Annotated in this window: 14 protein-coding genes; 9 read left to right on the forward strand and 5 right to left on the reverse strand. The window is 67.5% G+C overall.

What is annotated here, in order from left to right; translation table 11 throughout:
• On the reverse strand, positions 1-217 hold a 217-nt coding region (locus ACWDVW_RS17980), incomplete at its 3' end, for a hypothetical protein (protein ID WP_449950019.1).
• Between the two features lie 405 nt (positions 218-622).
• Here ACWDVW_RS17980 and fxlM point away from each other — a divergent pair.
• From fxlM to ACWDVW_RS18020, 8 genes are all read left to right on the forward strand, one after another.
• Positions 623-1861: a methyltransferase, FxLD system gene (gene fxlM / locus ACWDVW_RS17985; RefSeq protein ID WP_449950214.1), complete on the forward strand. Its 1239-nt coding sequence runs from the start codon at positions 623-625 to the stop codon at positions 1859-1861.
• A gap of 14 nt (positions 1862-1875) precedes the next feature.
• A complete protein-coding gene (locus ACWDVW_RS17990; protein WP_176093382.1) occupies positions 1876-2022 on the forward strand; it encodes an FxLD family lanthipeptide in 147 nt (48 codons plus the stop codon).
• Positions 2023-2095: 73 nt separating this feature from the next.
• Entirely contained in the window at positions 2096-4840 is a 2745-nt protein-coding gene (locus ACWDVW_RS17995) for a lantibiotic dehydratase (RefSeq protein ID WP_449950023.1), read from the forward strand.
• Complete coding sequence (locus ACWDVW_RS18000; protein ID WP_449950025.1) at positions 4837-5910, forward strand: lanthionine synthetase C family protein; 1074 nt, start codon at positions 4837-4839, stop codon at positions 5908-5910. The genes ACWDVW_RS17995 and ACWDVW_RS18000 overlap by 4 nt, the downstream gene beginning before the upstream one ends.
• Positions 5911-5923: 13 nt before the next feature.
• On the forward strand, positions 5924-6715 hold the full coding sequence (locus tag ACWDVW_RS18005) for a thiopeptide-type bacteriocin biosynthesis protein (RefSeq protein WP_449950028.1): 792 nt from the start codon (positions 5924-5926) through the stop codon (positions 6713-6715).
• A gap of 106 nt (positions 6716-6821) precedes the next feature.
• Positions 6822-8378 (forward strand): helix-turn-helix transcriptional regulator, encoded by a 1557-nt coding sequence (locus ACWDVW_RS18010; RefSeq protein WP_449950031.1) that lies wholly within the window; start codon positions 6822-6824, stop codon positions 8376-8378.
• 79 nt (positions 8379-8457) lie between these two features.
• Positions 8458-9537 carry an asparaginase gene (locus tag ACWDVW_RS18015; RefSeq protein ID WP_449950033.1) on the forward strand — a complete coding sequence of 360 codons (1080 nt, stop codon included), beginning with the start codon at positions 8458-8460 and terminating at the stop codon, positions 9535-9537.
• Positions 9530-10033, forward strand: coding sequence for a PPC domain-containing DNA-binding protein (locus ACWDVW_RS18020; protein ID WP_449950035.1), 504 nt, complete (start codon positions 9530-9532; stop codon positions 10031-10033). The genes ACWDVW_RS18015 and ACWDVW_RS18020 overlap by 8 nt, the downstream gene beginning before the upstream one ends.
• A 78-nt stretch (positions 10034-10111) precedes the next feature.
• Here ACWDVW_RS18020 and ACWDVW_RS18025 read toward each other — a convergent pair whose 3' ends face one another.
• The 3 genes from ACWDVW_RS18025 to ACWDVW_RS18035 form a co-directional block, all read right to left on the reverse strand.
• A complete protein-coding gene (locus ACWDVW_RS18025; RefSeq protein WP_449950037.1) occupies positions 10112-10813 on the reverse strand; it encodes a creatininase family protein in 702 nt (233 codons plus the stop codon).
• A gap of 352 nt (positions 10814-11165) precedes the next feature.
• Entirely contained in the window at positions 11166-11642 is a 477-nt protein-coding gene (locus ACWDVW_RS18030; protein WP_449950040.1) for an N-acetyltransferase family protein, read from the reverse strand.
• 13 nt (positions 11643-11655) lie between these two features.
• A complete protein-coding gene (locus ACWDVW_RS18035; protein WP_449950042.1) occupies positions 11656-12060 on the reverse strand; it encodes a hypothetical protein in 405 nt (134 codons plus the stop codon).
• Positions 12061-12325: 265 nt separating this feature from the next.
• Here ACWDVW_RS18035 and ACWDVW_RS18040 point away from each other — a divergent pair, with 265 nt between their 5' ends.
• Positions 12326-13399 (forward strand): helix-turn-helix domain-containing protein, encoded by a 1074-nt coding sequence (locus tag ACWDVW_RS18040; RefSeq protein ID WP_449950045.1) that lies wholly within the window; start codon positions 12326-12328, stop codon positions 13397-13399.
• Between the two features lie 258 nt (positions 13400-13657).
• Here the strand turns inward: ACWDVW_RS18040 and ACWDVW_RS18045 are convergent, their stop codons facing one another.
• On the reverse strand, positions 13658-14536 hold the full coding sequence (locus tag ACWDVW_RS18045; RefSeq protein WP_449950047.1) for an abortive infection family protein: 879 nt from the start codon (positions 14534-14536) through the stop codon (positions 13658-13660).
• Positions 14537-14626 lie beyond the last annotated feature (90 nt).

Genomic DNA, 14626 nt, shown 5'->3' on the forward strand with positions numbered 1-14626 from the left:
AAGCATCCAGTACCGCACCGACCTGCTCGACAGCTTCCTTGCTCACACCGGACTGACCCTCGAACCCAACACAACCTGACCATTCAAGATCTGTAACTGGCCGCCAGCGGGGAATCCCAGTTGGCCACCAACATATCGCCGAGCCCTGGTCGTCTTCGCGGCCGGCGGTTGCGCACGAGCTCAGTGTCTCCGCATGCGGCCCTTTGAACACCGCCACGACGCCACGCTGGACCCCGTTCAACCAGATGTAGAGGTCGTCGGATCGAGCCGGTGCGGGCTGGCCAGGACTGCTACTGCCCAGCAGGCATGCTCGCGGCCGGTGTCGAAATTCCGTGTCGAGGGTGTTCGACACCGGTGCGTCAGCGTTCAGTGGTGAGCATGACCGGCACGAAGCCGTTCTCCTCGCCATCCGCACATTGATCGGAGGACGTGATCTACACAGATCACCGCACTTCGAGCCATGACCGTGCCCGACCTACGTGCAGGCGTCGAGTGGCGATGCGGCCCTTGTGCTCTGGTGAAGGTGCGTCTTCCGAAGCTTGCTCGCGTACGTGGACTGCTGCCGAAGAAGAGCGGCCGTGTGGACTGGGGCGGCGTGATGGATAGGGAGAGTGACAGGTTCATGAGTATCGACACGGTGAGCAGTCAGAGGTTGCGTGAGGCGATGGTCGACCAGCTGGTCGCCGATCACGAGGCCAAGGGACTGGTGATGCGGCCTGAGGTGGAGGCGGCGCTGCGGGTGGTGCCTCGGGAGCTGTACACGCCGGGGGTGCCGATGGTGGAGGCGTATCGCAGCGACAGCGCCGTCGTAACGAAGAAGCGTGGTGACGAGACCGTCAGTTCGGTGTCGGCGCCGTGGTTGATCGCGGAGATGCTCGATCAGGCCGTGGATGCCCTGGATGGTGGTCTGGCGGGCCGGCATGTGTTGGAGATCGGGTCGGGTGGCTACAACGCGTCGTTGCTGCGGGAGTTGGTGGGGCCGTCGGGTTCGGTCACGACGGTGGACATCGACTCTGAGGTGACCGAGCGTGCCGTGGCGTGTCTGGCGGCGGCGGGGTACGGAGATGTGACCGTGGTCTGCGCCGACGCCGAGTTGCCGGTCGCCTCAGATCACCAGTTCGATCTGATCATCGTGACGGTCGGTGCGTGGGATGTGCCTCCGGCGTGGATCGCCCAGCTGAATGAGGGCGGCGTGCTGGTAGCACCGGTGCGGACGTTCGGGATGACCCGGTCGTGGGCGTTGCGGCGCGACGGTGATCGGCTGGTCAGCCGCAGCGACCGGTTGTGTGGGTTCGTGGCGATGCAGGGTGCCGGCGCGCACGAGGTCCGCTACGTCGACATCGCGCCGGGGGTCCACCTGCGGCTGGACGAGGGTCAGCAGGTCGACGCGACCTCGGTCGGTGGGCTGTTGGCGTTGCCGCGGGAGCAGGCGTGGGCCGGGGCGAGTCTGCCGCCTCGTACCGTCCTGGCTGATCTGGATCTGTGGCTGGCGGCCCGTCTTCGCGATGAGGTGGACGAGGTCGTGGTGTTGACGGCGCAGCAGGACACCGTGGACGCCGGTGTCGTGGCCCCGGCGTGGCGGTTCGGTACACCCGCCGCCCTGCATGGGGGCACGTTCGTGTACCGGTCGGCGCTGCGGTGGAGCGGCGATGTGTTCGACGTCGGCGCGTGTGCGCACGGGCCGGACGCGGCCGTGTGGGCGGCGCGGATGGTGGCGCAGATGCGCGCATGGGTGGACGCCGGTGAGCCGTCTGCGGTGCTGAGCGTTCTGCCCGTAGGTACTCCCGACGGCGACGTGCCGGCCGGGACGGTGCTGGACAAGCGGCACAGCCGCATGGTCCTCACCTTCACCCCCGCATAGGAAGGGAAACGCGAGTGGAGAACACGGAACTCGACGAGCTGGACCTGGACATCACGCTGGTGGACTCCGGGCCCGCCGCCGGCGGGTACGCCACCAGCACCGACGACGGCTGCGGCTCGGGTAACACCGGCTCGAACGCCTGCTCCGGCGGCGGCAAGTAACCGATCCTTCACACCCACTCTCGGGGCCCGGCGTCCGCCGACGCCGGGCCCTGCCCTGTCTCGGTGGTGCATCGTGTTCTCCACTCCTGGTGCGGCGTTGATCAGAGTCGCCGCGTACCCGGACGGCCTGGTCCTGCCGGCCTGGCCCGACCTGACCTCGCCCCGGCCTGTGCAGTGGCGGCGGTGGTTGGCCACGGTGTGGGCGGTGCCGGGGTTCGCGGCGGCTGTCGCCGGTGCCACGCCGCGGTTGGCCGCGCAGATCGGTCGGGTCGTCGCCGGTGAGCCGGTGTCGGTGGAGCGGTTGCGGCGTCTGGTGGAGTCGACGGTGCGGTATCTGCTGCGGTGGACCACCCGTGCGACACCGTTCGGGACCTTCGCGGGGGTGGCGCCGGTGGAGTTCGGTGACCGGGCGGCGGTGCGGTGGGGTGAGGCGCACCGGTCGGTGGCGTCTGCTAACGGGCAGGCGATCGCGGAGCACACCGTGCGTGCGGAGCGGGATCTGACGGTGCTTCGTCGGGTGGCGGTGGTGACGAACGCGGTGGGGTACCGGCGGGGTGGGGTGTGGGTGCTGCCCTGTGCCCGCAGCGACGCAGAGCGCCGGTGGGACATCGAGGTCCGGCTGACGGATGTGGTGCGGGCGGCGGTGGAAGGGGCGGCCGGTCCGGTCGGGTTCGGCGTTCTTGCCGCCCGCGTCGCCGAGTCGCTGTGCCTCGGTGTGGACGAGGTGGAGCGGACGGTGGCGTCGCTGGTCCGGGCGGGGGTGCTGCTGTCGGCGGTGCGTCCGGCGATGACCGTCACCGACCCGGCGGCCCACCTGGCCTGTCACCTTCCGATGCCTGATCCTGGGGACCGGGTCGCGGTGGATCTGCGGGTCGACGTGGCGGTGACGCTGCCACCTGCGGTGCGACGGGAAGCGGCCCGTGCCGCGTTGACGCTGGTAGCGGTGGCACCGCAGCTGCCGGGCTGGGCGGAGTACCACCGGGCGTTCATCGCGCGGTGGGGCCCGGGTGCGGCAGTGCCGGTCCGTGACGTGCTGACCGTGCTGGGCTTCCCCGCCGGGTACCGGGGATCCACCCGCCGCGTACCTGCGGTGCTCACCGCCCGCGACCGGCTGCTGGGGCAGGTCGCTCAGCAGTCGGCGCTCACCGGCGGCGCGGAGGTGGTCCTCGGCGACGAGCTGATCGGTCAGCTCCGGGCAGACGATGAGCGGCCGCCTGTCCCGCACACCGAGGTCAGGTTCACTCTCGCCGCCGCGACCCTCGCAGATGTGGACCGGGGGGCGTTCACGATGACGGTGCTCAGCGGCGCCCGGCATGCCGGGGTGTCCGCAGGCCGGTTCCTGCACCTGCTCACCCCCGCCGAACGGGCCTCGTTCCAGCACGTCTACCAGAATCTGCCGACCGCGTTGCCGGATGCGGACATCGTGCAGCTGTCCGGGCCACCCCTGGACGCGCGGCTGATCTCGGTCGCCCGGACACCGGCGATGCTGCCCGTCCTGCCCGTCGGTGACTTCCATCCGGACCCGCCGGTCACGGTCGCTGACCTGGCGGTGGCCGGCGACGGCCATCGCCTGTGGCTGGTCCGGGCGGCGACCGGCCGGCCGGTCGAGGCGCTGCTGTGCAACAGCGTGCTGCTGCCCGGGCTGCAGCAGCCGCTGATGCGGTTCCTGACCGAGATCTGGACGGCGTGGACCGCGCCGTGCAGCAGATTCGACTGGGGCCACGCCGGCGGGCTGCCGTTCCTGCCCCGCGTGCGGCGCGGACGCAGCATCCTGCATCCCGCCCGCTGGATCGTCGACCGCACAGCCCTTCCCCGTGACGTGCCCTGGCCGCAGTGGCGCGACGCCTGGCAGCGATACCGCGACCGCCACCGGCTACCCGAGCAGATCCTGGTCGGCGACGACGACGTCCAACTGCGCCTCAACCTGGACGATGATGCGCACCTGGCGGTGCTGTGGCAGCAGATCGACCGGCGCCACCACACCACCGTCACCGAGGCGCCGGGATCCGCCGGATGGATCGGCGGCAGGCCCGCCGAACTCCTGCTCACCCTCACCCGCACCCATCCGCAACCCGCCGGCCGGCCGCCTCGACCGGCCCGCGCCGCGACGACCGTGGCGCACCGGCCCGGACCGTCGCCGTGGTTGGAGACGCGGCTGTACGGGCGGGCCGACGACGTCCTCCACGACCTCGCCGGCCGAGTCGACAGCCTCCTGCCGGCGGGCTGGTGGTTCCTGCGCTATCCCGACCCCGAACCGCACCTGCGGCTCCGCATCCCCCTGCACCACGCCGACTTCACCAGCACCGCCCGCAGCCTCGCCGAGTGGACGCAACACCTGGAGCACGACGGTGTCCTGCACGACTACACCCTGCACAGCTACCGGCCGGAGAACCGCCACGGCACCGGCCCCACCCTCGCCGCCGCCGAGCGGGTGTTCGCCGCGGACTCCCACACCGTCCTGGGCCGGTTGGCCGGCGACCGTCAGGCCACCACCGCCGCCGGCATGATCGCTATCGCCAACAGCTTCACCCACGACGGACCACGATGGCTCGCCGCACACCTGCCGCACCACCGCGGCCCACGACTCCCACCCGCGCAGCTCGCCCACGCCCGCACACCACTCCGCGACGACGCCCTGGACGCGGCGCTGGCTACCTACCGACGGTTGGCCGCCGCCGACGGTCTGCACCTCGACCACGTGCTGGCCGACCTGCTGCACCTGCACCACGCCCGCATGATCGGCGTCGACACCGCCTCCGAACGCCACTGCCTGCGCCTGGCCCGCACCATCGCCCGCACCCACCAGGCCACCGCATGAACCCCGGACAGTCCCTCGCCGACGGCGCGGCCGGCATCGCGCTCCTGCATCTGGAAACCGGCGACTGGCCCGCCGCGTACGCCGCCCTACGCACCGCCACCAGCCACGGCGTCAGCATCGCCGCCGGAGCCAGCCTCTTCTACGGCGCTCCCGCGCTCGCCTTCGTCCTCGCCACCAGCGACCAACCCGCCCTCACACGCGCCCGCGCGGTCGCCGCCGACGGCACCGCCACCGTCACCCGCCGACGACTACATACCGCACACCGCCGCATCGACTCTCACCAACGACCCCACTACGCCGAATACGACCTCATCCGGGGACTGACCGGCCTCGGCGTCGCCCTGCGCCGCCTCGGCGATCACGACCTGCTGCGCCACGTCCTGGACTACCTCGTCCGGCTCACCGAACCCGTCCACAACCTTCCCGGCTGGTGGTGCACCAACAGCCCCGACCGCCACCAACCACCACCGGCCGGAGGACACGCCAACCACGGCCTCGCCCACGGCATCACCGGCCCCCTCGCCCTGCTCGCCCTCACCCACCGAGACGGCATCACCGTCAACGGACACGCTTCGGCGATCCGCACCATCTGCCGCTGGCTCGACACCTGGCAGCAGCACACCGACGGCAGCACCTGGTGGCCGCAAACCCTCACCCTCGACGACCTACACCACGCCACACCCACCCAGCAGCAGCCGCTGCGCCCGTCGTGGTGCTACGGCACCCCCGGCATCGCCCGCGCCCAACAACTGGCCGCCCTCGCCCTCCACGACACCCACCGCCGACACCTCGCCGAAACAGCGTTCACCGCCTGCGTCACCGACCCCGCGCAACTCCGCCGGCTCACCGACCGCAGCCTGTGCCACGGCACCGCAGGGCTCCTCACCACCGCACGACGCATCGCCGCCGACGCCCTCACCCCGACGCCACTCACCCACCTGACACACCTACACCACCACACCGCCCCCGGCACCGAGGAGGCCACCGGCCTCCTCGACGGCACCACCGGCTCCCACCTCGCCACCACCGCGACCACCACCGGCTGGGACGCCTGCCTCCTCCTCAGCTGACGAAAGGCCCGTCATGGACGAGATCGCCTGGAAACAGGTGAACATCCACTACCCCGGCCACAGCCGCCGTGAGCGTGAACAGCAGGCAGTTCCTCATCTGCGCCGCGTGCTGCCCACCGCCGAGACCGCCGGCTTGATCAGCGCATGGTGGTTCATCCGCAAAGGACCCTGGCGCATCCGCTACCTACCCACCACCCACTGGCCCGAGGATCCCCTCCACCACCTACTCACCGACGGAGTCGTCTGGACCAGCGACATCTACGAGCCCGAGACCCACGCATTCGGCGGCCCCGACGCGATGCACGCAGCCCACACGCTGTTCCACCACGACAGCCGACACCTCCTCACCTACCTCCACGACCGTCCCACCGACCGGCGCGAACGCTCCCTCATCCTGTGCACCGCACTCATGCGCGCCGCAGGACTCGACCTCAACGAACAAGGCGACGTCTGGGCGCGAGTCGCCCAACGTCGCGCCGATCACCTCAGCCAGCGGCCCGCGCCTGACCCGGACAGGTGGAGGGCATTCACCGAGAAGGTCCACTACCTGCTACTCGGCTCGAATCGCGCCCCCAGCAGCTGGCATACCGGGTTCGAGAGCACCGGCACCACCCTTCGGGGGCTACGCGACACAGGCAGGCTCACCCGAGGACTACGCGCGGTCATCGTGGAACACCTGATCTTCCACTGGAACCGGATCGGGATACCTGCCGCAACCCAAGCCACCCTCGCGCAAGCAGCCACCGAAGCCATCCTCGGCCACGCCGACGTGTGCCTGCCAGGCAGCCGTGGTACCGGACCATAGTCGAGTCCGCCGATATCGTCAGCTGACGTCAAGTCGGCATGGGCTGCCGCTCCTCAGCGGAGCGAAAATCAGATGGACCAGCTGACCGCGGGGAAAGGCCAATGTCATGATCGACCCGCAACAGCTTCACGACGCGAAACACGCGCTCGGCAGGGAGCTACGCGAACGACGCGCAGCGTGTGGTCTTATGCAGAAGGATATCGCACGGAAGGTGCACAGCACCCGCAGCACGGTGGCGAACGTGGAGGCCGGCCGGCAGGTGGTCGACCGGGTCTTCTGGCAGCAGTGCGACACACTTCTGAACGCCGAGGGCCGCCTACTCACTGCCTACGACGCATACCGCCAGCTTGAGTCGGAATATCAGCGGGAACGGTCCGAGACGGCGATGCGGGTCCGCTGGGGTGCAGCCGCCGAGACGGCACTGGATCGTGCCACGACTCATGCCGGCCTCGCGTCAGCTCGCCACCGGGCCGTCGCCGCCCATTCACCGGGCGGTGATCTTGCATCGACGATCGCGGCTGCGCTGGGCTCGGCAACCCGGGAGCCCCGGGTAGAACGCACCCTTGCCGCGCCGGGTGGACGGTACTTTCCCGGCGTGCCTATCGACGTCGAGGTGTACCCCGCCGTCGACGACGGCCGGATCATCGCCACGATTCCCAGGACCGATGCCGAGCGGCAGTGGCGACGTCCGCTTCAGCGTCGGCTCGTCGCCGGACAGATCACCACGTCCGCCAGCAACCGCCTGTTCGCTCTGGACTCCCGCCAGGCGTCTCAACGGCTGGTCGATATCGATGACGGTGTTCGCCTGCTCATCCCGCGCGTGTACCAGCTCGACGCGATCACCGCAGCGGTGCTGTGGGCCGTGGCGAACCTGGACCAGTCGCTCCTGCTTGACGACGCCCGCCTCGACGCTGCCCGCACCGCCATAGCCGAGTACAGCCGCCTGACCCGGTCGGCTGTCAGCGGTGATGTCGGACCAGACCTGGAGACCGTGTCACGGATGTGGCTCGGCTCGGCGTTCTGCGCCGACCACATCAGCCGCCAATCCGCCGACCTCACCGAGATCCCCACCTACTGGACCCGGGAACAGACCGGCGAAGAGGCCAGCACCTGGCTGCTGTTCGGCCACAAACTGCGGTACCTGGAATCCACCGCAGCACGGTTCACCACCAGCTCCCAGCAGGCCACGAGAATCTTCTGCGTCCCCCAGGCCGCCGTGGAAGCATCGACAGAGTCAGAACGGATCCTTCTGCTGCTGGCGGTCGCGCTGATGGAGTCCTTCGGCATCGACGTCGCGATCACCGACGAATCCGAGTACGCCGCGCTGCCCGGCCTCGCCCTCACCTCACGCCGCGCGATCGTCGCCACGTGGATCCGCGCGGACGGAGTGTGGCACGTCGACGTCACCGGCCAACGATCCGCGCTAGCCGAGTACCGCGATGCCGCCGGGCACGCATGTGCTCACTCTGTCATCGCCGCCGACACCTCCGCCTCGCGGCTGAACGCCCTCGCCGACTACCTGAACCTCAACTGGACCTGGCTGCGAACCCGGTGCGCCGAGCTCGGTGACTACGGTCTGGCCGGGTTGGCCGAGCCGCGCAGCCGGCTGCTGTCCCTCGACGGCGCCGATCGGGCGTGTCGCTTCGTCGGCTCCCTGCCGTAATAGGCTCCCGCCACCATCACGATCGCCGCAGGCCAGCACAGTCTTCGTCACTGCGGCGGCGCGCCCTGAAAGGAGCCCGGTGTCCTCAACCTCAACCGCACCCCCGCCACGGGTCGTGGTGTTCGGGCTCGGCGGCACCATCGCCATGACCAGCAGCACCGGCGGCGCCGTGAGCCCCGCTCTCTCCACCCAGCAGCTCGTCGACGCCGTCCCCGGGCTCGCCGACGCCGGAATCGAAATCGAAGTGGTGGACTTTCGGCGCCGTCCCGGCGCGTCCCTCACCATTACCGACATCACCGAACTCGCCGCAGCCGCAGCCGATGCGCTGGCCAACGGCGCGGACGGTGTCGTGGTCACCCAGGGCACCGACACGATCGAGGAGACCGCCTACCTGCTCGACCTACTCCACCACCGGCCCGAACCTCTTGTGGTCACCGGCGCGATGCGTAACCCCACCCTCGCCGGCGCCGATGGACCCGCCAACATCCTCTCCGCCATCCACACCGCCGCATCGCCACACGCACGAGAACAGGGCTGCCTCGTCGTCTTCGCCGACGAAGTCCACGCCGCCCGATGGGTCACCAAAACTCACTCCACCAGCGGCGACACCTTCCGCTCCCTGGATACAGGTCCCCTCGGCTACGTCCTCGAAGGCACCGTACGGATGCTGACCCGAGTCCCCCACCGCCTTACCGTCCCTCGACCGCACCTCGCCGAACACGCCCGTGTCGGCCTACACACGGTCACCCTCGACGACGATCCCACCGTCCTCGACGCCATCGGCGCCCGCGTCGATGGCCTCGTCATCGCCGGCTTCGGCGGCGGCCACGTCCCCGAACCCCTCGTCGGCACCCTCGGCACCCTCACCGGACGAATCCCCGTCGTCCTCGCCTCCCGCACCCCAGCCGGACCGACCCTCACCCGCACCTACGGCTTCCCCGGCTCCGAACAGGACCTCATCACACGCGGCCTCATCCCCGCCGGCTGGCTGCACCCCTACAAAGCCCGCATCCTGCTACGCGCTCTCCTCAACGCCGCAGCGAACCCACAGGACATCGCCACTGCGATCACCACCGCAGGTGGACTCACCGGTCCCACCGCCTGGCCCTGGCCCATCACCGACAACGAGCCGACGGAAACGAGCACGACGGATGCATAGCCACGACCTCACCCCCGGCCGCATGATCGGCGTCGTCTTCGACCACGGCGACGACTTCTTCACCGCCCTCACCGACGCCTGCCGCACCCACCGCATCAAGCAGGGCTACATCCCGATGTTCATCGCCGGCCTGTCCACCGCGACGATCGTCGGCACCTGCCAACGACTCGACAACCCCGACGCCCCCGTCTGGTCACACGTCGACCTGACCAACATCGAAGCCCTCGGCGGCGGCACCATCGCCTGGGACGACACCACCCAAACAATCAAACCCCACATCCACATCACCGTCGGCCTGAAGGAACACAGCGCCACCGCCCACACCAGCCACCTCCTGGACGCCACCGTCCAATTCCTCACCGAAATGCTCATCATCGAAATCCGCTCACCCGCGATGCACCGAGTCCCGAACCCCGACCTGCACGACGTGCCACAACTACGCTTCGACAGCGCCGGTCCCAGCCCGATACGACCTCGGCCAACGCAGCACCCGTAACCTCGCGGCCGAAATTGCTGGCGGCCACGCATCCACCTACGCGAGCGGCCAGTCCCGGGCTCGATCTGTCTCGAAGGGCTATCTGAGCAGCGCGAGGCTCGTTGCGAAAGAGCTGGTCAGGCTCTCCAGGACTGCCTTTCCCTTGGCGGCCGTAGCAGCGGATGGTTTGCCGATGACTCCGGTGTCGGTGTAGCCGCGCATCCCGAGTACGAGCAGATCCGGGCGGTCCGCGAGGTGGTCGGCGGTCTGGTATCCGGGCCGGACGAGTTCGGGGCTCAGGTGCAGTAGCAGAGAGGTTTCGATCTCCCCCGCGTGCATGTCGTCGTGGCTGGTGCTGCTTAGCTCGGCGTGCTGGCGGGCGGTCTCCCAGTCCTGCCGCCTCGGGTACAGGGCCATGCGGCGTCCGGTGACGTTCGCCTCCTGCACGACGTTGGACAGTACGTAGTTCCCGCCGTGACCGTTGACCACGACCAAGCGGTTGACGCCAGCCTGGCTCAGTGACTCCGCGACGTCGGTGATGATGCGGGTCAGGGTGGACGAGCGGATACTCACCGAGCCGGGCCATCCCGAGTGCTCTTGCGAACAACTGATTGTCACCGGGGGCAGCAGCAGCAACTCGTAGGCGGTTGCGGCAGCTTGTGCGATCGCGCAGGCCACGATGGTGTCCGTCATCAGAGGAAGGTGGTCGCCGTGCTGCTCGAAACTGCCCACCGGCAGTACGGCGACATCCGCAGCCCGATTCGCCTCGTCCGTGGTCGTCGCTCCAGAGATCAAGCCCATGATCAGAGTTTGACCATGGAATCGACGAGGGAGAAGGCATTACGGAACTCAGTCACGTCGGCAGATGTCGTCGTGCCTACAAGTCGGAGATGCACCTGGCGCAGCGAACGCATCGCCCTCGCCGAAACCGTCGCGGCGGCGAGGGTCAAGGCCCCGCTACCCTAGGCCGCCTGCCTCGGCAAGACGGTTCGTCGCGACGTAGGACAGGGCGAGCCAGCCTCGTGTGAGTGTGAGCGCTTCGTCCTGCCGGTAGTCGACAGGCCAACCGTTCAGGACGTCCTCAAGAACATCGGTCGCGGCCCGAGCCTGACCGAGGCGTAGCAGCCAGGAGCACAACGAGGTCACCGACACATCACTTGGCCCTCGACAGGAGTGGGGCTTCTTGCCGGTAGAAGATCTTGTTCCCGTTCTGGGTGACGCCGATCTTCTCGTAGAAGTGTTGCGCTTGGGCGTTGTCCCGATCGGTGGTCCATTCGATCCGGCTGCAGGAGTTGGCTGCCGCCACCTCGGCAAGGCGGTCCATGAGAAGCTGGCCGATTCCTTGCCCTCTGGCCGCCTCTGCCACGTACAGCTCCTTCAAGTACAGCGAGCGGGTGAGACCGACAGCCGGCCAGAGGAAGGAGTACGTGGCGAGCCCGACGAGGGTCTTCGTGTCCCAGGCCAGCACGGCGTAGGCGAGGGGCGGGTCACCGAAGAGCGCTTCGCTGATCTGTTGGATGCGTACGTCACGTGGCTCGACCTCGGTCTCGCCGTAGAACGTGTCCAACTCCTGCAGCAGTGCGGCGATCGCGTCGATATCGGTGGGCTCGGCGGCTGCTACCAGGGTCACGACGTGCGCCTTTCTATCGGATCTTCGTCAACAGAGCTCGCAGGTCTCGTGCGGTCGAAGAGAAGCGCTCCGTGGCGGGTAGCGCGTCGAGGACGTGGCACGCCCGCCTGGCGATCATGCCCTGACGCTTGACCTCGTCGAGGCTCTCGACCGTCTCGGCGAGTGAGTCCAGCGCGTCCGAGGCGTGGCCTGTCTTGATCAGGCAGGTGGCGCGGTCCAGTCGGGTGAGCGCCCAGTCGGTGTAGTCGCCTGGAGGGCAGAGTTCGAGTGCACGGTCCTGGGCGGCGAGTGCTGCTTCTACGTCTCCGAGCAGGGTGTAGGCGTTCTCTTCGTGGAATCGCAGTTGTGCCTCGCTGTAGCCGAACGCGGAGGCCCTCAGGGCGTCACCCGTCCAGGCGTAACAGGAATTCCTCGGCACGCCCTAGTCCACCCCAGGCGGTAGTGGGAAGAGGACGATCCCGCCGCTCTTGCCGCGTGCGCCTACGACCCGCTGGGCGTGTTCCCCGCCGACATCGGCGATGTTCGACCCGCAAGCTTCGAAGATCCGCAGCCCGAGCAGGTCCAAGATCGCGACCAGGATGGAGTCGATTCGAGGACTTCCGGGCGGTCGTGATCAGCGCCTCGATCTGTAGGGTTGCCTCCGTTGATTGCCCTCCCAACTGTCTGCCAATACCATGACCCCCATGGTCGAGTCCGCAGAGCACCAATTTCTTTCGCAATGCGCTACAGAAGTGCTCAGCAAGCTTTCACACACCAATCTATACGCATATGTAGAAGCGGAGCGGCGCAAGTTCGACTTCGCATGCGAACTCCTCCGCGACTGGTCACGCCCACTTGTCGGTCAAACACTGTGGAATCATGTCGAGGGTGTCGATAAGGATATCCGGACCATGCTGCTTGATGCAGAAGCGGAAATCTGCGTATACGTGGCCCGGGACACGATGAAGGCGCATCGCCTTCTTTCGGAAGCCATGAGTGACTACAGAGCAGGAGGCGGCTCCATTCAGCCTCATCGCCTTAGGGTCATCTGGATCCCTCAAGATTTCGATGCGGATGACGAGAATCAAAGGACGATGATTGCGGAAATGCTGGCCGAACGCGTTGGAAGGGATATCCTACTTAACGTAGTTCTGGGCAACCTTACGTCTGAGGATGTACGATTCTTCGTCCGCTCAAGCGGCCTTCCCGGCGCTAGCCTTGCAGTCTTGCATTTGATTTCCACCATGCCCGAACCGCACGCCAGACTTCGCGACATCTCAGATTTACTCGGAGTTTCTCAAGGGGCCGTAAGGGAACGCCTTTTAAGGCTTCTTGGCTGCGGCCTGCTATCGCAGTTCGGCGGTGGAGCTTCACTTGCGTCGGCGACATTAAAAGGTCGGGTGTTCCTAGACCTGTGTGGCGAGCTGTGGCGTCAATCGTCTGCCGGACATCTGACGGCAGAGATGCTGCAGATCCTTCACCTGCTCGACATGCGATATGCGCCGTCGGCGATTCTACAATCCGCTCGATCGCTCCATCTGGCAGGCCCCCTCCTCACCGAAGTGCCAGAGATGGTCACCGGGCGCCTAATTGCCACAGTAGCGGTTGCGACCGAGCGGTGGAACATTGACTTCTCGACTAAGGTAGAGCACTTCATTCATGACGAACGGAAGCCGTATGGGAGTTGGGTAACCGGTGGTGATCCAATCTTAGCTAGACTTCGGCACGAGAGCGACTTATACGTGAAGCGGAATTTGCAGCCCGGCAGCACTTCTTAAGTGCACCGAATCTAGGTAATCTGGTCCCGCGCCGATGAACACATATTCGGGGCGCCGATGTGGACGCACAGCGATGTACAAGCCCGGCTAACGCATCATCTGGGTCAAGCCGCACCACCGGAGCGGCCGTCGGGCATGTTCGAGCGTTTATTCAACGAGTCCGAGGCCATGCTGCCTTCCCGGCGGAGATTCTTTGGCTGCACGGGGAACCGCAGACGGCCGGTCTGACGGAGTCTGCCCTCCTCGGCTCGATTACCTCTACCCATCGAGTAGAGGTGAGGGATCACAGTTTGCCGTGGCAACCGCCTGCGCCCGCCAAGGTGCGGCGGGGTCGGCGAGCGTGTCGAGGATGACCTGGCACCAGGTGTGCGCCGCTCCGACAGCGAGGTAACCGTGACGAGGACGCAGCCCAGTGCGGCGTGCGGCGTGGCCGGTGCCCCAGCCCTCGTTGCGCAGTTCACCGAGGCCGAGCGCGATGCCCGACAGCCCGCCGAGAATGCGCTTGACGGCCTGGCTGCTGTCCGGCCCCGGTGCGATGGTCTGCGGGTGCAGCCCGAGTTCGCGTTGCGCCCTGTCGATGAGCTGAGGCAGCTTGGCGGTCTTGTCGTTGAACGGGACGCCCAGCTCTTCGAGTACAGTCTTCGCGGTTGCCTCGACCAGTTCCTTTGCCGATCCGATGGCTTGGGCTGGGTCGGTCGGGAGCGCCCTGTTGATGCGTTCGAACGAGTCCAGGATCATCTCCGGGTCTCGCAGCGCGGTCAGCGACCGTGGCATCGTCGCCGCAGCGAGGAGAGTGTTGTCTGACTTCGGACTGATCCTTCCCTCACCGTCAACGTCGAAGCCTTGCCGTTCCATGAACTTGCGGGTGCTCGCCAACGCCTCCGATGGCATGGCGTCGATCAACGACTCGTACACCCGCAAGACACGGTTGACGTGGGCGGGATCGGTCCAGTCCACGTTGTCCTCGAACTCGCGCCAGAACCCTCGCCGTTCGCTGGTCTCGTCGTTCGGATCACCGGACGGCGTGAACCCTTGGTCCTCCCACATTCCCGCGATCAGCCGGAGGGTGCTGTAGCCAGCACTGAGATCGCGGAAGTGGCGACGGGCGGGTGGCGGCAAGAGACTACGGATTGTCACGGTTGCCCAGAGTAGCGAGTAACGGGCATCTCGACGACTGGTTACGACGCGGGCCAACGGCGTCGTACCGAAGATCTCGCTCGCGTCACC

Source organism: Micromonospora sp. NPDC003241 (genome assembly GCF_053589795.1).